Source organism: Streptomyces sp. M2CJ-2 (assembly GCF_016757295.1).
GTDB lineage: Bacteria > Actinomycetota > Actinomycetes > Streptomycetales > Streptomycetaceae > Streptomyces.
The window spans coordinates 1-20,937 of sequence record NZ_JAESIF010000076.1; the positions used below are offsets into that span (position 1 = coordinate 1).

At 68.7% G+C, this 20,937-nt stretch carries 16 protein-coding genes; 7 read left to right on the forward strand and 9 right to left on the reverse strand.

What is annotated here, in order from left to right:
• Positions 1–200 precede the first annotated feature (200 nt).
• The 4 genes from JL475_RS32870 to JL475_RS32885 all read right to left on the reverse strand — a co-directional run bounded on the left by JL475_RS32870 (position 201) and on the right by JL475_RS32885 (position 4,688).
• Complete coding sequence (locus tag JL475_RS32870) at positions 201–851, reverse strand: hypothetical protein (RefSeq protein ID WP_202281858.1); 651 nt, start codon at positions 849–851, stop codon at positions 201–203.
• Positions 852–877: 26 nt separating this feature from the next.
• A complete protein-coding gene (locus JL475_RS32875; RefSeq protein WP_202281859.1) occupies positions 878–1,897 on the reverse strand; it encodes a hypothetical protein in 1,020 nt (339 codons plus the stop codon).
• Between the two features lies 1 nt (position 1,898).
• Positions 1,899–4,160: a hypothetical protein gene (locus JL475_RS32880; protein WP_307825230.1), complete on the reverse strand. Its 2,262-nt coding sequence runs from the start codon at positions 4,158–4,160 to the stop codon at positions 1,899–1,901.
• Positions 4,161–4,235: 75 nt separating this feature from the next.
• Positions 4,236–4,688 (reverse strand): hypothetical protein, encoded by a 453-nt coding sequence (locus JL475_RS32885; protein ID WP_202281861.1) that lies wholly within the window; start codon positions 4,686–4,688, stop codon positions 4,236–4,238.
• A 678-nt stretch (positions 4,689–5,366) separates the two neighbouring features.
• Here JL475_RS32885 and JL475_RS32890 point away from each other — a divergent pair.
• From JL475_RS32890 to JL475_RS32900, 3 genes are all read left to right on the forward strand, one after another.
• On the forward strand, positions 5,367–5,768 hold the full coding sequence (locus tag JL475_RS32890; RefSeq protein ID WP_202281862.1) for a DUF6281 family protein: 402 nt from the start codon (positions 5,367–5,369) through the stop codon (positions 5,766–5,768).
• Between the two features lie 8 nt (positions 5,769–5,776).
• On the forward strand, positions 5,777–6,133 hold the full coding sequence (locus JL475_RS40555; RefSeq protein ID WP_237408975.1) for a hypothetical protein: 357 nt from the start codon (positions 5,777–5,779) through the stop codon (positions 6,131–6,133).
• Positions 6,134–6,207: 74 nt separating this feature from the next.
• Positions 6,208–6,759 (forward strand): ATP-binding protein, encoded by a 552-nt coding sequence (locus JL475_RS32900; protein WP_307825231.1) that lies wholly within the window; start codon positions 6,208–6,210, stop codon positions 6,757–6,759.
• On the opposite strand, the gene JL475_RS32905 is transcribed toward JL475_RS32900, so the two are convergent.
• The 4 genes from JL475_RS32905 to eccCa form a co-directional block, all read right to left on the reverse strand.
• Positions 6,750–7,262 (reverse strand): hypothetical protein, encoded by a 513-nt coding sequence (locus JL475_RS32905; RefSeq protein WP_202281863.1) that lies wholly within the window; start codon positions 7,260–7,262, stop codon positions 6,750–6,752. The genes JL475_RS32900 and JL475_RS32905 overlap by 10 nt on opposite strands.
• A gap of 41 nt (positions 7,263–7,303) precedes the next feature.
• Positions 7,304–9,655, reverse strand: a complete 2,352-nt coding sequence (locus JL475_RS32910) for a DUF6571 family protein (protein ID WP_202281864.1) — start codon at positions 9,653–9,655, stop codon at positions 7,304–7,306.
• 17 nt (positions 9,656–9,672) lie between these two features.
• Positions 9,673–10,149 carry a hypothetical protein gene (locus JL475_RS32915; protein ID WP_202281865.1) on the reverse strand — a complete coding sequence of 159 codons (477 nt, stop codon included), beginning with the start codon at positions 10,147–10,149 and terminating at the stop codon, positions 9,673–9,675.
• Between the two features lie 66 nt (positions 10,150–10,215).
• Entirely contained in the window at positions 10,216–14,193 is a 3,978-nt protein-coding gene (gene eccCa / locus JL475_RS32920; protein WP_202281866.1) for a type VII secretion protein EccCa, read from the reverse strand.
• A gap of 310 nt (positions 14,194–14,503) precedes the next feature.
• On the opposite strand from eccCa, the gene eccD reads away from it, so the two are divergent.
• Entirely contained in the window at positions 14,504–16,015 is a 1,512-nt protein-coding gene (gene eccD, locus JL475_RS32925) for a type VII secretion integral membrane protein EccD (RefSeq protein ID WP_202281867.1), read from the forward strand.
• A 57-nt stretch (positions 16,016–16,072) separates the two neighbouring features.
• On the opposite strand, the gene JL475_RS32930 is transcribed toward eccD, so the two are convergent.
• A complete protein-coding gene (locus JL475_RS32930; protein WP_055605087.1) occupies positions 16,073–16,354 on the reverse strand; it encodes a DUF397 domain-containing protein in 282 nt (93 codons plus the stop codon).
• Positions 16,355–16,647: 293 nt separating this feature from the next.
• On the opposite strand from JL475_RS32930, the gene rpsO reads away from it, so the two are divergent.
• The 3 genes from rpsO (at position 16,648) to JL475_RS32945 (ending at position 20,886) form a co-directional block, all read left to right on the forward strand.
• Positions 16,648–16,935, forward strand: coding sequence for a 30S ribosomal protein S15 (gene rpsO, locus JL475_RS32935; RefSeq protein ID WP_109377366.1), 288 nt, complete (start codon positions 16,648–16,650; stop codon positions 16,933–16,935).
• 361 nt (positions 16,936–17,296) lie between these two features.
• Positions 17,297–19,510: a polyribonucleotide nucleotidyltransferase gene (locus JL475_RS32940; protein WP_109377365.1), complete on the forward strand. Its 2,214-nt coding sequence runs from the start codon at positions 17,297–17,299 to the stop codon at positions 19,508–19,510.
• Positions 19,507–20,886 carry a pitrilysin family protein gene (locus JL475_RS32945; RefSeq protein ID WP_202281868.1) on the forward strand — a complete coding sequence of 460 codons (1,380 nt, stop codon included), beginning with the start codon at positions 19,507–19,509 and terminating at the stop codon, positions 20,884–20,886. The genes JL475_RS32940 and JL475_RS32945 overlap by 4 nt, the downstream gene beginning before the upstream one ends.
• The last annotated feature ends 51 nt before the right edge of the window (positions 20,887–20,937 follow it).

A 20,937-nucleotide genomic window follows, 5' to 3' on the forward strand; every position in this document is an offset into this window, starting at 1 on the left:
CGGCATCGAGTCACCATCCCGCCGCCCGGCATCATCACGCACCGCAACCGTCACGTTGCCGAGAAGACCTCAGTGATGCACAGAATGACGGCAACTGCCTTGGCGATCAGACGCTTTGCTCGGTTCACGTTCTCTTCCATGAGTTGGCGGCCGCGCTGGTTCCTGAACTGCCGCAGCGGCGTTCGCCTTCCGGACTTGGTCTACTGCACTTGGTCCGCGAGTGCCTCGGTGAGGTCACCGACCTGCTTTCGGCTCAGGGACGTGGTTCCGGCCTCTCCGGCCCCCACCAGGACGGCGGCGTCTCCGTCGCCGTCGAGCTTCAGGCGTACGGCGGCGACGTTGCCGCTGTCGGCGACCATCATCTCTCCGGTCTTGGCTTCGGCCGCTTCGTTGACATAGCTGACCAGGTCATCGGAGGAGGAGTTGGTCAGTGAGGCGACCACTGGCGCGAGCGGGACGATCGCATTCGGCTTGCGGGTGGCGACGGTGTGCACCTGCACGTCGTCCTGACCGATGTGGAAGGTGCAACTCACCAGGACGCCGGGGTTCTCGGCCAGCGGGTCCCCGGCCTTGGCACGCTTGCCGCCCTCGGCCGTAGCGACGGGCGTGCCACCGTCCTTCTTCACCGGGCCGAGGCCGGTCTTCCCGTCCAGTCCCGCGCTCTCCGCGGCCTTGACCATGTCGTAGGGGAGTGGGCAGGTGCTCGCCCCGTCGTCCGGCATGCCGTCGGCGGTTTCGGTCAGACCGCTCAGGCTCAGGGGAGCCATGCCGCTGTTGCTCTGACAGCCGGTCACCAGGGCTGCCGCGGTCAGGGCGGCTGCGATCGCCGACCGGTGTCGTGAATGTGTCACGTGATGTTTCCTCAGCGCTCTATGGATCAGGATGTGCCGCAGCCGAACCGCTCGCCGACGATGTCGACGAAGTTGTCGTACAAGCCACGCAGGCTCGGGGCACCAGGCTTTTCGAGGGCGGAGGTGTAGCCCTGATGGACTTCCATGGAGAAGTACGTGGGAATGCCCGCACAGTCGGCGACCACGTGGGTGGGATCAAAACCCATGACCTGGAGGCCGGCCACGCGCGGCTGCTCCGTGAACCTGGGCGAGGAGCGGATACCCGCGACGAGGCGCGGCTCCTGAGTCACGGCGTAGGTGGCGTGATCGTCGACCTCGCACGACCAGGTGGGGCCTGCGCTGTCCTGGACCGTTTCCGTCACGTCGGCGCGGGCCTGCGCCTTCGGACCGGGGAACTCCAGAGCCGTGAGGCCGCACACCGCACCCTCCTGGACCCGGTGCGGCTCGGGAGCCGTGCCGAGGGTCTGGGGAGCGGTCAGGGGCTTCTCGGACGCGCAGTCTCCTCGCTTGGCCGTGTTGTTGGCGACCTCGGTCAGGAGCCGGGCAAATTTCACCGAGTCCGAGCCTTCCGGGGCGTATCCCTCGATGATGGCGGGCCCGTCAGTGGTGGTGCAGGCGTCGGGCAGCAGGACCCAGCCGTGGTCCGAGCCCACCCCACCGGTGGCGCCGCCGGAGAAGAACGACACCGTGGCAGGGCTGGGCCACCGGCCGTACTCACTGAAAGGAAAGTCACCGCGCTCACGGCTTCCCGAGATCTTCAGGTACTCGGTTTCCGGCCCGAGAAGGAAGGACGAGCTCTCCACCGTGCAGGTGAAGGCGATCCGATCACTCGACGAGTCGTCCAGTCCGGCCCGGTCGGAGATACGGCCGGAATGAGGGAAGACGGCCTCGGCCGATCCGCTGGACACCAACCCCCCGCACACGTCCTCGCGGCCGAAGAGATTCGTGTCCAGCCACAGATACGCACCCGCCGCCAGCACGACGACCGCCAGAACGGGGGCGATCACCCTTCGTCCGAGGCGCGCCCGGCCGCTCTTGTCCGTCATCTCACTTCCTCGTACGCAGAGCCGAGTACGCATCCTCGCGCCCGGTGATGAAGCTCTGCTTGGCCTCACCCTTGGCGTGCTCGTGAGCCTCGGTTCCCTTGATGTCGTGCTCGCCGCCCCACGCGTCGAGGAGCGCGTTCGTGCCGCCGATGCCTGCGGACGTCGTGGTGCTGTCCTCGGACCTGGCCACGTCCTCCGCAGCGGCCGTCACGTCCTTGGAGTACTCGTAGGTGGCCGCGTCGATCATGCGCTGAATCGGATCACCCACCACGGGAATCTGGGTGAAGAGGCCGCCGACCCCGTGGTACGTGTAGCGCATGGTGTCATTGAGGTTGCCGACCTTGGTGTCCCGGTCGTCGAGGATCATGTCGGATCCGATGGCGGTCATGGAGCCGTACACCTCACCGACGTGACGGGCCTTGTTGTCCCAGTCGCCGACGACGTTGCTCTGCTGCTCGGGCGGAGCGTCCCTGGTCGTGTCCAGGTACTCGGCGGAGTAGAGCTTCTGGTTCTCGTACAGGAGGTCGTAGACGAGGACGGGCTCGCCATCAGGGGTTGTCCCGTACGCCGCGTCGGACACACCGCGCATCACGCGGAGCAGGCTGTGCTTGCTGTTGGTGATGCTCGACTCGTCGCCGTTCGCGTTGATGCCGTCGAGCCCCGCGGGGCTGCTCGGCTCGGTGCCGCTGAGGATCGCGTGGGTGTCGACCGTGTAGTCGGCGAGTGCGCGTCCGAGGGGCACCTTCAGGTTCTGCGGGACCGTGTCGCCCTTGCCGTCCTTGTCCAGCTGGGTGATGGTCTCCTGCATCACCCGGGCCTGGGCTTCGGTGTGGTGCTCGAAGGACGCCCCGGTGGAGTCGGGTTCCCGGCCGGTGGTCGCCGCCTCCAGCGCCGCGCCGAATCCGGTGCGGTTGAGGGGGTCGTCCATGGTGACGACCGTCGGACCGGCGACTGTGCTGTGTTGCGGCCACTCACGCTCGTGGAGCAGGTACTTCAGATGGTCGTTGGCGACGTGGTCGGAACCTGAGCCGTTGCCCGCGGGGTCGAAGAAGGAGGTGGCCGCGTCGGGGTTCTTGCTCATGACGCTGAGGAGCCCGTCGAGGGCGTCCGCACGGACGCCGTCGTGGCCGGCTCCCCACTCGGTGTAGATGTCGGGCTGCTTCTTCTCAGCCGCTATGAGGTCGTCACCCAGCTCGTAGAGGAACTGGTCGTCGTACTTGACGTTGCTGTGCTGCATCAGGCTGACGAAGGACTGGTAGCCGTAGAGCGGCTGGGTGTTGGTCCCGTAGTTCTTGGTGCCGTACTTGTCGAGGTTCTCCGTCCACTGCCGGTAGAACCTGCCGTCGTCGCTGGCGAGCCAGTCCTTGAACTTCTGGGAGCCTGGAGGTGCGTCGGTGACCGAGCCGGGCACCTGGGTCGCCTTGGCGATGGTGTCGGACAGGCCGCCCTGCAGTTCCAGGTACAGGCTCTTGTACCCCTTGTACGCCTTGTCGTCGTTGTAGGCGAGCTGGTTGAGCTCGTTGGTCAGTTTGATGGTGCGGTCAGGGCCGAGTCCCGCCAGCAGCGTCTGGCTGAACACCTTGTCGTCGGAGTTGTCGCGGAAGGCGCGGTCGAGTTCGGCGAGTTCGGTTGTGGAGACCTTCTTGCCGTCGGCGAGACGGGTGGCAATGTCCTTGGAGTTCTCTGCCTCGTACTTCTCGATGTCGCCCTGGGCACGGCTGTTGAAGCCGTTGGACGTGCCGTCGGTGAGGTCGGAGTCGACGACGACGGCGTTGAAGGCGATCTCGACGCCCTTGTCGGCGTCGGCCACGTCCTTGACGAGCTGGTCGATGCGGTCCTGCCAGGAGCGGACGCTCTTGCGGACGCTCTCCTGGATGTCGGGGTCGTGGCGGTAGGCGTTGCGGGCGCCTTCGTCGAGCAGGGCGGTGTCGTAGGAGACGATGCCCTGGTCGGACACCTTCATGCCGTTGTCGATGGCCTCCTGGCGGGCGGTCTTGAGTTTGCCGCGGAGGTCGACGAACTGGGTGTGGGCGTCGCGCAGGAGGGAGGCGATGGCCTTCGCCTCGGTCTGGGCGTTCTGGTATTCCTTGAGGGTGATGTCGAAGCGGCGGTTGGCGGCGTCCGCGCTCAGCCCCAGCCAGGTCTGGCCCATGGATATGCCGTGCACATCCCGCTTGTAGGCCTTCTCCTGCTTGTTGAACTCCTTGGCCATGTCGTCCCAGCGCTCGGCTGCCGTGGTGAGCGTGGCCAGGTCCGTTGTCATGATCTCGTGGTACGTCGGCATGGATCCCCGTTGTGCGCGTTGACGTGAATGAACGATGGCGTAAGGGGCAGTGGCTCAGTAGCCGTCGAGATTGGACGACTTGCGCAGTCCCTGTCCGACGCCGAAGTCGGTGTACTGGAACAGGATGCTGGTGCTGCGCAGGGCTTCCTTCTCTGAGCCCAGGCGGTTCATCAGGTTCTGCACCTGCTCGCCCCAGGTCTTGTGCGCCTTCTTCAGCGCTTCTGAGGTGACCCACCCGTGGCCGTCCTTCGGGGCGAAGGCCTTGACCGCGGCGTTGGTCTCCTCGTCCGCCCGGTCGCCGGCCTTGCGGGTGTCGGGTTCGAGGTTCTCCTCGATGGCCTTGACCGCGGCCTTCTTTCGAGCGGGGCTGGACGCCAGGTCCTTCCGGCCGCCCCTCACAGGCCCCTGCGGGCCTCCCGGGTCCGCCGGGTACTGATTCAGCCGCATACCGACCGGCTGCCCGGTCCCATCGACGTTCCCGTGCTGCTCCGCGACAGGTTCCGCCATGCCTTCCTGCCCCCGTCCACTCGATTGGCGTGCGCCCGACAGGCTAACAACCAGGCCGGATCGTGTGGTTCAAGGGGCGGGGCAGGCCGAATCCCGACCGTGCGCACAGGATTGACACCTTCGCGTACGGAGGAGGGGCGGGCGGCAGCCAAGTCCGGCTTCCGGCCGCCCCTTCCTCTTCAGGTCAATCGCGCGCTGTCATCCGTACGAACGCCGCCCACCGCCGTCCGCCTGCACATCCTGCGTGGCCTCCCCGACGACGGCAGCCCCGTCCACCGCCCCGGCGGCCTGCTGCGCTACATCCTGCGCGACGTACCGCCCGTACCGACGGGCCAGGAACCGGAAGCAAACGCACCGGGCGCAGGAACCTCACCCGAGCAGCCCCCGGCCCCCGCCTCTCCGCCCGTCTGGCGGGCACACGCGAGTGTGCGGGCGAGCACATCCAGCCCACCCTCTTCAGGCCGATCGGCAACGAAACCCTGTGCCGGGAGTGCACCACCCGCGCCGTACCGCCGAGGTGAGTCGCACCGTCCAGGCCAGGACCGGGGTATTGCCTCGGTGCTCGAACGAACAGGGCCTCTGCTCCGTCGGTACTCATGAGGTCGAACGCGGCTTCGGGCTGGGACACGTCGGCGGGGGCACGCTCCGGCCCTCCACAGCATCTACTCGGAGGACACCATGAGCCGGTCGGGACGAACCACTCGCATGCTTCTGGTCGCAGCCATGGTGACGTCGGCTGTGGCCTGCACATCGGAGAACAGCAGCGATGGAGGAGGCGAGCAGGCGGCATCCTGCGCCTACCGTGTCCTCTACCAGGACCGCACGTACCGGGACGTCGCGAACGTGGAGTTCACCGCGGGAGAGAAGCTCGGTCCCGCCACCATCCCGCCGTGTGACGACACCGGTGGCCAGGACGAGGGCGAGCAAGCCGGGGAGACGACGACCGTCCACAAGGTGGACGGTGTCTCTCCCGAGGTGGCCGTCGCAGTCGGGGATGCTCCCGGCGATGTCATCTTCGTGGCCGCCCACTTGGGCGACGAGCTCCCCCCGGAGATACGGAAACTGATCGACGGGTCCTGACGGTGGCCGTGTCCACGCCGTCGCCCGGGTGGCGTGGACACGGCGCGGGCTCCTCGACGACGGCACCCCGGTCCACCGCCCCGGCGGCCTCCTGCGCTACCTGCTCCGCGACGTCCCGCCCGTGTCCGGCCCGAGAGGCCAAGGGCCGCACCAGCGAGAAGGGCATCGACGCCGACATCGCCTACGGGCAGCTGTTGCGCCGCATGACGAGCCAGGACTCCCGGACACGGTACGCACTCGTCGTGCCGTCCTCGTCCGTGAAAGCCGTCGAACGCGTTCCGGTCCATGTCCGTGCGCTGCTGCGCATCGACATGTACGAGGTGACGGACGAAGGCAGGGTGCGTCCGCTGCAGTCCTGGACGTGACCTGGAACGGGCCGTACGGGGGCGGGCACCGGGCAGCCGCCCCGACACGTCCGACGCCCCCACAGAGCACTGCCGTGGGGGCGTCGGACCTGGTGAACGGGCTGCTGTCACGAAAACTTCGGGGGCATGACGAGTCCCCCCAGCGGCAGCGACCGGCCGCTTTCGCCCTCCCCTTTGCCGAGCAGAGGGCCCTCACCCTCCGCTTCTCCGCCACCCCACGCGGCGCCCGGCTCGCCCGGTGCCTCACCTCCCAGCAGATGGATGCCTGGGGGTGGCACTACGGCAGCCCGGCCCACGACGACGTCGAGCTGGTCCTTGCGGAACTGGCCGCGAACGCCGTCACCCACGGCCGGGTCCCCGGCAGGGACGCCGAGCTGCGGCTGACTGTCGAATCCTGCGGCAGGCTCGTACGGGTCGAGGTGAGCGACGCCCGTGGAGAACAACGGCCGGTGAGTGCACAGGGCGAACAGCCCGACATGCACGGTGGGCGTGGGCTGGCTCTGGTCGAGGCGCCGGCCGGGGAATGGGGTGTCACCGAACGGTCGGGAGATCCGGGCAAGACCGTCTGGGCCGTCGTCCCCTGCACCGCTCCGCACCTCTTCGGCCCGCGTGCCGCTCAAGGCTGACAGCCGAGCTTTTTCTTGTAAGCGTCGAAGTAAGCAGGAGCGAGCTTCTCCAGAAGGCGTTGTGACCTGTCGTTCCATCTCATGTCGCTGACCTCCACCGACAGAACATCACCCTTTTTGCTCACCCCGGGGCATGGGAATGCGGAGGCCACTCCGGAATTCCAGGATGCGAATTTTTTCTTGTGATAGCGCAGACCTTTCACGTCATAGTCCAAGAAGTAGTCGCGTAGTTCGTATCCTTTCTCGTGCCACTCGCCGTCACTTATCACGGATTCGTTTCCATCCACGTACATGTGGCAAATCTGTCCCTCCTGCAGACTGAAGTGCCCGGTGTCCTGTTCCAGCTTGTCGCCGTCATCGAGCAGAGCTTCCAGGATTTTCTTGTCAGTGGAAATTCCGCAGATGTTGTCCGGGACGGTGTACGAGAGACCGTCGTGTGAGGAGTTGCAGGCGGTAAGGGTCGATGTGAGAAGGATTGCAGTGACCAGTTTCTTCGCAGACAAAGACGGTTCCTGGGGCTGGTGGGTCGAGTGTTGGCGGATTCTCATGTACCGTCCCCCGAGGAGTTCCACTGAGCTCCATCAGAGTGACTCACACCCGCTTGAGTCCGAACCGCGCGGTCGATGGCATCCCGCGTCTCAGCGTCGATTCCCTTATCGTGCGCGAAGTAGCTTGTGAGGCTGGCCGTTGCCGCGTCCTTCGCAGCCTCCCTCCCCCTTGAATATTCATTACCCGCGCCCTGTTCGGCCTCCTTTACGGTGTCCTCCTCAACACTCTTCACGACGCTTTCCGTCACATCCTCGGCCAGCCAGTTGATAGGTTCAGCCGCCGCGGAGAATGGTGCAGGGATGGATCCCGTCCCCAAACCCACGGTCCGGTTCACCCACTTGGCGTTGTCTGCTACTGCCTCGTTGTATTCCTTGTTCGAGGCCGTGTGGTAGTCATAGATCGCGTCGGCCCGGGAGTTGCTCATGATCCCCGCGATGGCGGCGCCCGGCGCGACCAGATCGCCGACGCGTGCACCGTCCTCCGGGGTGAGATCCGTCCCCTCTGCCTTCAGGAAGTCCTGCACCACGTTTGCGGTGTAAGCCTGTTGCGCGGAAGTGATGGCGCTGTAGGCGTCCGGATCCTGCCCGATCAGGCCGAGGAATCTCTGAGCGTTCCCGTGTCCAAGGTTGGCAGGCGTGCCGTTGGTCGGGAAGACCTTGCTGTCGGCGCTTTCGCCGTACATCGACCGCTGGAAGTCGCCGATGTAGTCCGCCGCGATGTTGCCCAGGCTGTCGCGCAGGGCGTGGAGGGGGCCGGTCTCCTCGTCCCTCAGGGCGCCGTTCATGTTGTGCGTCAGCAGGTCCGGGTTCGTGGCGAACTTCTCCACGATGTCGTGGACCAGCTTCGCCTGTGCCGGGCTGGGCCTGACCGACGGGTCGATCCTGTCGCTGTCGTACGGGTGCCCTGTCGCGGCGGCCTCGAGGGCGTGGCCCAGAGCGTCCGGGCCGAAGGTGAGGGCCTTGCTCGTCGCCTCCTCATCAGCCAGGACGTTGGCGGTGTTCCTGTCGATCGTCCACTCGAAGTCCTTGTCCGTGAAGAGATCGAGGTAGGACTTGAAGTCCGTCTTGCCCCCGGACTTGATCGTGCCGTCCTCGTTGTACGCCGTGGGCTTCTCCGTGAAGAACCGCTCGGCTGCCTCGGGGCTGTGCCCCAGCGCCTCCAGGACGCTGTTCAGCGGGTCGTTGCCGCTGCCGAGCTTCCCGGAGGGGTTGAACCCGTAGCGGTCGTCGCTGCCGGCGGGCTTGTTGGACAGGAAGCGGTGGGGATCCTCCTGGTGGAGTTGGGTGACGTGCTCCGCGATGGGCGTCAGGAACGCCGGATCGTAGTTCCCGTAGCGGAGCAGACCGCCCAGGACCTGGTATCCGTAGGGCTTGTTCCACATGCCGCGTTCCCACTCGATCTGCTGAGTGCCCAGCCTGCGGAACTCCGCGCCCCACGACGAGGGCAGGTGCTGCCGGTCCCCGCGAACGCTCTGCGGGGTGTAGGGGTCGGTCGCGTTGGCCAGGGCGTGACCCATGTACTTCTGCAGGTCCTGTACGCCGGCCAGGCGGGTCCTCGAGGCGTCCTCACCGGTGCCGTCGATCGACAGGGCGGCGTAGAACTCGAGCGTCTGCCTCGGTCCGCCCAGGCCCTCGAAGAACTCGGTCGCGAACTCTCCGTCCTTCTCACGTCCGTTGTGGCGCAGCAGCCGGTTCAGTTCCGCCAGTTCCCGGTCGGTCATGTCCTCGCGCTTCTTGGCGAGTTCCAGAGCGCGTTCGACCTGTGCGTCGTTGAGGGACCCGTACTTCGCGTGACCGGCGTTGTACGGGTCGTTCCCGTGCGCCCGCCTGAGGGCCAGCCTGGTGGAGAGGTCGATGTCGTTGGCACGGGCGACTTTCCGCGTGATGGAGTCGGCGAAGTGCTGCCGGTCCTCCTCCGTGGCGTCCTTGCCGTCCTTGCCGTCCTTGTCTTCCTTCGGGTCGGCGCCCGACCTGGGCCGGACTCCCACACTCACCGTTCCGTCACCGTTGTCCTGAACGGTGTAGCCCTTTTCCCCGGCCTCGCCGGTGAGTGTCCTGACGCTCTTCTGCAGCGCTTCGAGTTCGTGGTGAGCGTCGTCGAGGACCTGGAAGATGCTGTCGGCCTCCGTGTGGAGGTCCGCGAACTCCTTGGCGGTCTTGTTCACGAACTCCCGTGTGACGCCGGCGTTCACGCCTTCCCAGCGTGCGCGGTCGGACTTCTTCTTGAGGCCGTCACGGGCATCGGTCTCGAGCTGCTTCAGGTGGGCGACCGCCTTCTTCCAGTCCGACACCGAGGTGCCCAACTTACCGAGCTCCACCTGCATGAGGTCGTCGTAGGTGATGGGCATGCCTGAGCTCCCCCGCGCTACTCGAAGTATGTGGCGAGCTCCGAAACGGGCATCCCGGAGCCGTCTCTCCGCATGATGACGGCGGCGATCCCGGCGTCGTCGTTGGCGTGCAGCTTCTTGCTGAAGTCCAGGTGGTTCGAGATGTGGGCACAGGCCTGACGGACCGCCTTCACCTGGCTCTCCCAGACGGTCAGCGTCGTCATGAGTTCGTCGCCCATGGCGAAGCCGACCCGGGACAACGCGGACGCCGCCTGGTGGGTGGAACCGGCGTGGTCGGAGTTCATGCCGGCGCCGGCGATGTCCACCTTCTTCACGAGGTCACCGTGCAGGACGAAAGCGTCGTGCCCCACGGCGCCGAGGTCGTCCTGCCGTACGACCAAATCCGGCTTGCCGCCGGGGCCCGGTCCTTGAGCGGGTGCCTGGTTCAGCTGCGTCCGCGTCGACTGCCGGTCGGCAGCCTGAGCCTTCAACTGTTCCCATTCGTCCCATGACATGGGTTCCGCTCCCTCGTCGCAGTCAGTCAGACCTGGTCGTACCGAAGGACCGATGCCGGTGAACCGTCAGAGGGCCTCCTCCGCCACCAGTCCCGTCTGCACCAACGGCCTTCCCCGCCGTCGGGACACGAAGACGCCCCGTCCCGTGGGCATCGGGCGCGGCCGGACACCGCCCAGGACGTCGCCCTCGGTCGGGTCGCCCGCCAGCACGACGCCCTGGGCCCCCAGTTCCTTGATGCGCTGCATGAAGGCCTCGTACGAGGCGCGGCTCGCGCCCGCCGTCGAGCGCGCGATGATGAAGCGCACGCCCACGTCCCGGGCGAACGGCAGCAGTTCCGTCAGACCGCTGAGCGGGTTGCCGCTCGACGTGGAGACGAGGTCGAAGTCGTCGATGACCACGTACACCGTCGGCCCCTGCCACCAGCTGCGCTCCCGGAGCTGCCGTGCGGTCACGTCGGCGGTGGGAGTGCGGCGCTTCATCAGATCGGCCAGAGCCGCCATGTGATGTTCCATGGCGTTGGACATCGGAATGTACTCGGCGAGGTGGGAGTCGGGTGTGACGCCCAGCAGGGAGCGTCGGTTGTCCACGACGAACAGCTTGCACTCGTCGCCGGGGTAACGCGTCGTCAGCTGCTTGACCAGCAGGCGGAGCAGGTTCGACTTGCCGGACTCGCTCTCGCCGAAGACGAGGAAGAACGGGTCCTGGTCGAAGTCGACGAAGACGGGTTCCAGGTTGTCCTCGTCGAGCGCGAAGGCGATGCCGCGCTCCGGGAAACGGTCGCCCGGGGGCAGCTGCTGCGCCGGGAACTCGCGCGGCAGGAGACGGACCTGGGGCGCGCCCGGCGCCTGCCAGTGCCGGGAGACCTCGGCCGACAGCGCGGCGGTGGCGTCCGCCAGGTCCGTGTCGGAGGTCAGGCCGTCGATGCGCGGCACCGCCGCCATGAAGTGCAGCTTCTGCGGGGACAGACCGCGGCCGGGCACCCCGGTGGGGACGTTCGCGGCCACCTTGCGGTCCAGTTCGGAGTCCATCGTGTCGCCGAGCCGCAGTTCCAGCCGGTTCAGCAGGCTGTCCTTGAGCGCGGACCGCACCTCCATCGAGCGGGAGGCGGACAGGACCAGGTGGACGCCGTAGCCGAGGCCGCGGGCGGCGATGTCGAGGATCACCGGGTCCAACGCCTCGTACTCGGTACGGAAGTTGGCCCAGCCGTCGACGACCAGGAAGACGTCGCCCCACGGCTGGTCGGTGACCGGGATGTCGCCGCGGGCCCGCCGGGTGCGGAACTCGGCGATGGAGGAGATGCCCGAGGCCCGGAAGTACTCCTCGCGGCGGGCCAGGATGCCGTAGACCTCCGCCACCGTACGCCGTACCTTCTCCGGGTCCAGTCGCGAGGCGATGCCGCCGACGTGCGGCAGCCCGGCCACCGCGGCCATGCCGCCACCGCCGAAGTCCAGTCCGTAGAACTGCACTTCGTGGGGCGTGTGGGTGAGTGCGAAGGAGCAGATCAGTGAGCGCAGCAGCGTCGACTTGCCGGACTGCGGGCCGCCCAGGACCTGCATGTGGCCCGCGGCGCCCGAGAAGTCCACCCACAGCGGGTCACGGCGCTGCTCGTACGGCTTGTCGACGATGCCGACGGGGACCACGAGCCGTCCGGCGCCCTCGTAGCCGGGCTGGGTGAGGCCCCGGCCCTCCACGGAGGTGAGGCCGGGCAGCAGCGCGTCCAGCGACGGCGGGCTGTCCAGCGGCGGCAGCCACACCTGGTGGGCCGCCGGCCCCTGGGCCTCCAGCCGGCGTACGACGACGTCCAGCACGGTGTCCGCCAGCGCGTCGTCCACCTCGCCGGTGCCGTCCGCCGAGTCCGCGCGCTGCCGCGGAACCGGGGCGTACCGCACCGGGACCTCGGCCGCCGTGAACAGCACCGGCCGCCGGTCCACCGGCAGCGGGCCGTCCGCGGACCCGGTGCCCTGCGAGCCGGAACGGTAGACGCCGGAGACGTACGCCGCCTTGAAGCGGACCATCTCGTCGGTGCCGAACTTCAGGAAGCCGGACCCCGGCACGTTCGGCAGTTCGTACGCGTCCGGCACGCCCAGCGCCGCCCGCGACTCGGCGGCGGAGAAGGTGCGCAGACCGATGCGGTACGACAGGTACGTCTCCAGGCCGCGCAGCCGGCCCTCCTCCAGCCGCTGCGAGGCCAGCAGCAGGTGCACACCCAGCGACCGGCCGATGCGGCCGATCTGCACGAACATGTCGATGAAGTCCGGCTTCGCCGTCAGCAGTTCGCTGAACTCGTCGATGACCAGCAGCAGCGAGGGGATGGGCTGGAGCGGCGCGCCCGCCGCGCGCGCCTTCTCGTAGTCGTGGATGTTGGCGTAGTTGCCCGCGTCGCGCAGCATCTCCTGGCGGCGGTTGAGTTCGCCGCGGATGGAGTCGCCCATGCGGTCGACGAGGGTGAGGTCGTCCGCCAGGTTGGTGATCACGGCCGCCACGTGCGGCATCTGCGCCATACCGGCGAAGGTCGCGCCGCCCTTGAAGTCCGCCAGGACGAAGTTCAGGGTCTCGGAGGAGTGGGTGACCGCGAGCCCCAGCACCAGCGTGCGCAGCAGCTCCGACTTGCCGGAACCCGTGGCGCCCACGCACAGACCGTGCGGGCCCATGCCCTCCTGGGCCGCCTCCTTGATGTCGAGCATCACCGGACGGCCGTCCTCGCCGACGCCGATCGGCACCCGCAGCCGTTCCGCCTGGGACCGGGGCCGCCAGGTGCGCCGGGTGTCGACGGAGGCGGCGTCGCCCAGGTTCAGCAGATCCGTGAACTCCAGGTTCGCCAGCAGCGGTTCGTCGTCGTCCCCGCCCGAGACCATGCGCAGCGGCGCCAACTGCCGGGCCAGCGCCTCCGCGGACTCGTACGACAGGACGTCGGGCGTTCCCTCGTAGACGACGCCGTGCGCCGACTCCAGGCGCAGCGAACGCGGCCGTACGAGGACGGAGAGGTCACCGTGGGCGCCGGCCGGCTCGCCCTCGACCACCTCGACGACCGTCACGCCCTGCAGGCCCTCGGGGTTCGCCAGCATGGAGTCCGGCGGGAGGGACACGCCGTCGAGGACGACGACGATGTGCGGGGTGTCCGGCAGGGGGGCGGCGTTCGGGTGGAAGCGGGGACGGCCGCTCAGCCGTGCAGCCAGGAGATCCTCGATCTCGTGGGGATCGCCGCTGATCAGACGGCGGGAGCCGGCGCCGTCCGCGACACCGGGCAGCTGCGCGTGCGGCAGCCACTTGGCCCATTCCCAGTGCCGCGCCGCCTCCCGGCCCGTCGCGACCGCGACGATCAGGTCCTCGGGGGAGTGCAACGAGGCCAGCGAACCGGTCAGAGCGCGGGCCGAGGACCGTACGGAATCCGGTTCGCCACCGAGTACGACGTGGTAGAAGGCGCGCAGGGAGACCGCCATCGGCAGGTCGTCCAAGGTGCTGTGGACCGCGACGAACCGCTGCATCGCGCCCGCTGTCAGCGGCTCCAGCTGGTCGACCGGGGCCGTCTCGGGGGCGACCAGCGGGGTGGACAGGGACTGCGGACCCAGGCCGATGCGGACCTGCGCGAAGTCCTCGTCGCCCGGCCGCCGTTCCCACACCCGGCTGCCCTCGGCGACCAGCGCCCACAGCTGCTCCGGGGAGGGGTGGAGGTAGTACTGGGCGTCACGCTGCGCCTTCGCCGTCTCCAGGGTGGTCCGGCGGGTCCGCGACAGGTAACTCAGGTAGTCACGGCGCAGATCGGCGAGCTGCCCCTGAGAACCGCGACGGAAGCGGACCACCATCGCGATCGACATGGCGATCGTCGACGCGATCATCACCATGCCCATGATGCGCATGAACGGCTGCCCGCTCGTGAAGAAGAAGACGACCGAGCCGCCCATGCCGAGCGTCGGCAACAGCTGCATCAGCACGCTTTCCTGATGCCCCCGAGGCAACTCGGGCGGCGGCTGCACGACCACCTCGCCCGTGGGAACCTCCGGCGGCAGCGCCCTGGGCGGACGTTTGACGACGATCTGGCTCACTGCTCACCAATCCCCTTGCCGGCCCGCCGGATTGCCGTCCGTCACCCCGTGTCTGGCGGACGAGGGCCGCCGCGCGATCCTACTGATCCCATCACACACCGGCGGGCGGTAGGGTGCCGGATGTTCCCGTGAGCACACGCGAACCCGTCGGATGCACGGGGATTCCGGGTGATGTGCGCGGTATGGCGACTCCAGGATCCGCTCGACGGTTTCCCGTCCGCCCCGTACAGCCCCGTCCTGCGGCGGACGCCGGGAACGAGGCGCAGGACCATCACACCGCAGACACAGCAGCACTGAGGGGGAGCAGCACGTGAGCATGACGGCCTCCACGGCGGCCACCCGCACGGGCGGACCCGACCAGGCAGCCCCGTCCGGGGCGTTGCCGGGGCTCGGCTTCTGCCGGGTCACCATCGTCGCGCCCGACAGCCGGATCGACGTGGCGCTGCCCGACGACGTACCGGTGGCCGACGTCTACCCCGAGATCCTCAGGCTCTCCCGGCAGACGGCAGCCGAGGGCGCCCCGGTCGGCTACCACCTGGTCCGGCGGGACGGCACCGTCCTCGACAGTTCCCGCTCCTTCGCGGCGCAACGCATCCTCGACGGCGAACTCCTCACCCTTCGTCCCTTCTCCGAGTCGCTTCCGCCGGCCGTCGTCGACGACGTCTCCGAAGCGGTCGCCTCCGCGGTCACCCGGGACCGCTCCCTGTGGCACGGCGACCTCACACGCGCCGCGGGCCTCGTCGGCGGCGGCGTGCTGCCCGCCCTGCTCGCGTTCGTCGCCTGGAACGCCGATCCGCGGCACGACATGCACGGCCTGCCCGGCATCCTCGCGGGCATCGCCGGTGTCCTCCTCGTGGTTCTCGGCTGTGTCCGTGCCCGCGTCTACGACGACCGGTCCGCCGCCGTCGCGCTGGGGCTCGGCGCCCTCCCCAACCTGGGGGTGGCCGGCTCCGGCCTGCTGTCGCTCTCCGAGGGGCAGGGCGTCGGGAAGCTCCAGTTCCTGCTCGCCTGCGCGGCCGTGCTGGTGGCCTCGGTGATCCTCGCCCTGGTCTCTCCACGGGGCGACGGCCCGTTCGTGGCCTCCGTGGCCGCCTCGGGCCTCGCCCTGGTCACCACCTTCGTGGCGCTCCTGAAGGACTGGACGCCGGCCGAGATCGCCGCTCTGTGCGCTCCTGTCGCCGTTGGCGCCCTGGCCTTCCTGCCGGGCCTGTCCATGCGTTTCGCGCGTCTGCCCATCGGCTTCGAGGCGCCGCACACCACCTCGCGCGCCTACGGCACCGACCCCGAGCCCCATGAGCCGGTGGACGCCGAACGGATCGGGGCCCAGGCCCGCCGCGGCCACGAACTCCTGGTCGGCCTGGTCGGCGGCTGCTCGCTGCTCGCGGTTGGCTCCGCCCTCGTGCTCAGCTTCTCCGACGGCCTCTGGGCGCTGCTGCTCGCCCTGGCCACCGGAATCGCCCTGCTCATGCGCGCGCAGCTGTTCCGCTACACCGCGCAGGTCGCCACCCTGCTGGCCGCGGGGCTCGGCTCCCTGGTCGCGCTCGGTCTCGGTCTGGCGCTCAACCCGCCGGACGCCCTGGTCCGTGAGGCGCTGGCGGGGGACCGGAGCGGTCTCGACATCCGTACGATCTGGCTGATCGCGGCCATCGCGGCGGTATCGGCGCTGGTCACCGCGATCGGTCTGGTGGCCTCCCGCCGTGGGCTCACGCCCTTCTGGGGCCGCTTCCTGGAGATCGCCGAGGGCTTCGTACTGCTGACACTGGTGCCGCTGACGCTCGCCGTCTTCGACGTGTACGCGACGGTGCGGTCGATGACCGGCTGACGCGCGACGTCCGGGAGGGCGCACACACGCGTGCACGCTCCCGGACGCGTACGACGGTCACTCCGCCTCGGGACCCGCCGGTTCCAGGTCGAACTCCCCGTCCCGCGCGCCCAGCACGAACGCCCGCCACTCCGCCTCCGTGTAGCGGAGCACGGTGTCCGGGTCGAGAGAGGACCGCATGGCCACCGCGCCCTCGGGCAGATAGGCGATCTCGACCCGCTCCTCGTGCTCCTCGGTGCCCGGCGCGCTGTGCCATTCGACGCCGGAGATGTCGAGGGCGTAGAGCTCGTCCTTCTCCCGCTCCTTGCGTGCCTTGATCTCCTCAGCCGTCTCCGCCATGTCGCAGCGACCCCTTCCCGGCGTATGCCCGACGTATGCATGGTCCGATGACCGGTACGAGCGCTCACCCTAGTGGCACCCCACGTCCCACCTGGGCGGTTTCGCGGACCGTGGTAAGGGGGCCCGCCCCCGGCTGGTACTCTGAGCGACGGACGTATGTGTGCTGTGTGCGCGCCTCGGAGCCCCGCTCCACAGGCCGCGTCCAGCGGTTCCCGCCTTCCGAGTCATGGAAGATCCCCCGAGATGAAGACCGGGGGCGCTCGGTGGCCATTCACAGACCATGAGGAGTAAGCGTGTCGCTCGACGCCGCTACGAAGAACCAGATCATCTCCGAATTCCGCACCAAGGAAGGCGACACCGGCTCCCCCGAGGTCCAGGTCGCCCTCCTGTCGCGTCGGATCTCCGACCTGACGGAGCACCTCAAGACCCACAAGCACGACCACCACTCCCGTCGTGGTCTGCTCATCCTGGTCGGCCAGCGCCGCCGGCTGCTGCAGTACCTCGCCAAGAAGGACATCCAGCGCTTCCGTGCGCTGGTCGACCGCCTCGGCATCCGCCGTGGTGCGGCGGGCGCCCGGTAAGACGCTGTGACGGGAGCGGTTCCCTGGGGAAAGGGGACCGCTCCCTTTGCTGTACGTGCGGAGTGTCACCTCCTCTTTGTAGTGTGGTAGCACAACGCAAGAGCACCCGATCGCCGTGACGACCGGTACCGCACCAGGTCGCCGCCGTCACGGGCACCACCCCGACGTCCCCCGGACGTCATGACGTACGAGGAGAAGCGCACCTCGCCGCCGCCGGTCCTCGGTAGTGGCCCCCGGGAGAGTGAACCCGGGAGCTTCGATCGAAGACCGGCCCGCACCAGAAGGCGTGCTTCTCCGCCACGTCCCTCCCGCCACACGGGCGAGGAGGGACGAAAGACGACAAGTAACGGAGAGAACACTGGTGGAGAACGAGACCCACTACGCCGAGGCCGTCATCGACAACGGCTCCTTCGGCACCCGCACCATCCGCTTCGAGACGGGCCGCCTCGCCCGTCAGGCCGCCGGTTCCGCCGTGGCGTACCTGGACGACGACACCATGGTGCTGTCGGCCACCACCGCCTCCAAGAACCCGAAGGACCAGCTCGACTTCTTCCCCCTCACGGTGGACGTCGAGGAGCGGATGTACGCGGCCGGCAAGATCCCCGGCTCCTTCTTCCGCCGGGAAGGCCGGCCCTCCGAGGACGCGATCCTCACCTGCCGCCTCATCGACCGCCCGCTGCGCCCGTCCTTCAAGAAGGGCCTGCGCAACGAGATCCAGGTCGTCGCCACGGTCATGGCGCTCAACCCCGACCACCTGTACGACGTCGTGGCGATCAACGCCGCCTCCGCGTCCACGCAGCTGGCCGGCCTGCCCTTCTCCGGCCCGATCGGCGGCGTCCGCGTCGCGCTGATCCGCGGCCAGTGGGTGGCGTTCCCGACGCACACCGAGCTCGAGGACGCCGTCTTCGACATGGTCGTCGCGGGCCGCGCCCTGGAGGACGGCGATGTCGCGATCATGATGGTCGAGGCCGAGGCCACCGAGCAGACCGTCAAGCTGGTCGAGGGCGGCGCGGAGGCTCCCACCGAGGAGATCGTCGCGGCCGGCCTGGAGGCCGCGAAGCCCTTCATCAAGGTCCTCTGCAAGGCACAGGCCGACCTCGCCGCGAAGGCCGCCAAGCCGACCGGTGAGTTCCCGATCTTCCTGGACTACCAGGACGACGTCCTGGAGGCGCTGACCGGCGCCGTCCGCCCCGAGCTCGCCCAGGCACTCACCATCGCCGGCAAGCAGGAGCGCGAGGCCGAGCTGGACCGCGTCAAGCAGCTCGCCGCCGAGAAGCTCCTGCCGGAGTTCGAGGGCCGCGAGAAGGAGATCTCCGCCGCGTACCGCTCGCTGACCAAGTCCCTGGTCCGTGAGCGCGTCATCAAGGAGAAGAAGCGCATCGACGGCCGCGGAGTCACCGACATCCGCACCCTGGCCGCCGAGGTCGAGGCCATCCCGCGGGTGCACGGCTCCGCGCTGTTCGAGCGTGGCGAGACCCAGATCCTGGGCGTCACCACCCTCAACATGCTCCGCATGGAGCAGCAGCTGGACACCCTCTCCCCGGTGACCCGCAAGCGCTACATGCACAACTACAACTTCCCGCCCTACTCCGTCGGCGAGACCGGCCGCGTGGGCTCCCCCAAGCGCCGCGAGATCGGCCACGGTGCCCTCGCCGAGCGCGCCATCGTGCCGGTGCTGCCGACGCGCGAGGAGTTCCCGTACGCGATCCGTCAGGTGTCCGAGGCCCTCGGCTCCAACGGCTCGACGTCCATGGGCTCGGTCTGCGCCTCCACCATGTCGCTGCTGAACGCCGGTGTGCCGCTCAAGGCCCCCGTCGCCGGTATCGCCATGGGCCTGATCTCCCAGGAGATCAACGGCGAGACGCACTACGTCGCCCTCACCGACATCCTCGGTGCGGAGGACGCCTTCGGCGACATGGACTTCAAGGTCGCCGGCACCAAGGAGTTCGTGACCGCCCTCCAGCTCGACACCAAGCTGGACGGCATCCCGGCCTCCGTCCTGGCCGCCGCCCTCAAGCAGGCCCGTGACGCCCGCCTCCACATCCTCGACGTGATGATGGAAGCGATCGACACGCCGGACGAGATGTCCCCGAACGCGCCGCGGATCATCACCGTGAAGATCCCGGTCGACAAGATCGGTGAGGTCATCGGCCCCAAGGGCAAGATGATCAACCAGATCCAGGAGGACACCGGCGCCGAGATCACCATCGAGGACGACGGCACCATCTACATCGGTGCCGCCGACGGCCCGGCCGCCGAGGCCGCCCGCACCACGATCAACGGCATCGCCAACCCGACGATGCCCGAGGTCGGCGAGCGCTACCTGGGCACGGTCGTGAAGACGACCACCTTCGGCGCGTTCGTCTCCCTGCTGCCCGGCAAGGACGGCCTGCTGCACATCTCGCAGATCCGCAAGCTGGCCGGCGGCAAGCGCGTGGAGAACGTCGAGGACGTGCTCGGAGTGGGCGCCAAGGTCCAGGTCGAGATCGCCGAGATCGACTCCCGCGGCAAGCTCTCCCTCATCCCCGTGATCGAGGGCGAGGACGACGAGAAGAAGGCCGACGCCGACAAGTGACGTCCCACGGCTCCAAGGCGACGGCCCGCACCTCCCCGGAGGCGCGGGCCGTCGCCCGTACCCAAACCCTCATCCAGGGAGAGAACGGCATCGGCACCGTCCGCAAGACCACCCTCCCCTGGGGCCTGCGCATCGTCACCGAGACCCTGCCCTCGGTCCGCTCGGCGACCTTCGGCATCTGGGCGCACGTCGGCTCCCGCGACGAGACCCCGGCCCTGAACGGCGCCACCCACTACCTGGAGCACCTGCTCTTCAAGGGCACGCGCCGCAGGTCCGCCCTGGAGATCTCCTCCGCCATCGACGCCGTCGGCGGCGAGATGAACGCCTTCACGGCCAAGGAGTACACGTGCTACTACGCACGCGTGCTCGACACCGACCTGCCGCTCGCCATCGACGTGGTCTGCGACATGCTGACCGGCTCGCGCATCCTCGAGGAGGACGTCGACATCGAGCGCGGCGCGATCCTCGAAGAGATCGCGATGACCGAGGACGACCCCGGCGACTGCGTGCACGACCTGTTCGCGCACACCATGTTCGGCGACAACCCGCTGGGCCGCCCGGTCCTCGGCACCGTCGACACGGTCAACGCCCTCACCGCCGACCGCATCCGCCGCTTCTACAAGAAGCACTACGACCCGACCCACCTCGTGGTCGCCTGCGCCGGCAACATCGACCACGACCAGGTCGTACGCCAGGTCAGCGCCGCCTTCGAGGAGGCCGGCGCCGTCAAGGAGCTCGACGCCGAGCCGATCGCCCCGCGCGGCGGACGGCGCGCGCTGCGCACCGCCGGCCGGGTCGAGCTGATCGACCGCAGCACCGAGCAGGCGCACGTCATCCTCGGCATGCCGGGCCTGTCCCGCACCGACGAGCGCCGGTGGGCCCTCGGCGTGCTCAACACCGCCCTCGGCGGCGGCATGTCCTCCCGCCTGTTCCAGGAGGTCCGGGAGAAGCGCGGCCTGGCCTACAGCGTGTACTCGTACACCTCCGGCTTCGCCGACTGCGGCCTGTTCGGCGTGTACGCCGGGTGCAGGCCGTCCCAGGTGCACGACGTGCTGAAGATCTGCCGCGACGAACTCGACCAGGTCGCCGAGCACAGCCTGTCCGACGACGAGATACGGCACGCCATCGGCCAGCTCCAGGGCTCCACCGTCCTCGGCCTGGAGGACACCGGCGCGCTGATGAACCGTATCGGCAAGAGCGAACTGTGCTGGGGCGAGCAGATGTCGGTCGACGACATGCTGGCCCGGATAGCCTCGGTCACGCCGGACGACGTCCGCGCGGTCGCCCGCGACATCCTGGGGCAGCGGCCCTCGCTGTCGGTCATCGGCCCGCTCAAGGACAAACAGGCATCCCGGCTGCACGACACCGTCGCCTAGCGGGCCCGCCGGGCCCCGACCCCCACCGTCCCCCCGGTCCTCCCCGACCCC

Bases quoted from the DNA above. Each gene is read 5' to 3' on its own strand.
- JL475_RS32875 (WP_202281859.1), bottom strand. From the start codon at position 1,897: ATGACGGACAAGAGCGGCCGGGCGCGCCTCGGACGAAGGGTGATCGCC.
- JL475_RS32880 (WP_307825230.1), bottom strand. From the start codon at position 4,160: ATGACAACGGACCTGGCCACGCTCACCACGGCAGCCGAGCGCTGGGAC.
- JL475_RS32885 (WP_202281861.1), bottom strand. From the start codon at position 4,688: ATGGCGGAACCTGTCGCGGAGCAGCACGGGAACGTCGATGGGACCGGG.
- JL475_RS32890 (WP_202281862.1), top strand. From the start codon at position 5,367: ATGAGCCGGTCGGGACGAACCACTCGCATGCTTCTGGTCGCAGCCATG.
- JL475_RS32910 (WP_202281864.1), bottom strand. From the start codon at position 9,655: ATGCCCATCACCTACGACGACCTCATGCAGGTGGAGCTCGGTAAGTTG.
- JL475_RS32915 (WP_202281865.1), bottom strand. From the start codon at position 10,149: ATGTCATGGGACGAATGGGAACAGTTGAAGGCTCAGGCTGCCGACCGG.
- JL475_RS32930 (WP_055605087.1), bottom strand. From the start codon at position 16,354: ATGGCGGAGACGGCTGAGGAGATCAAGGCACGCAAGGAGCGGGAGAAG.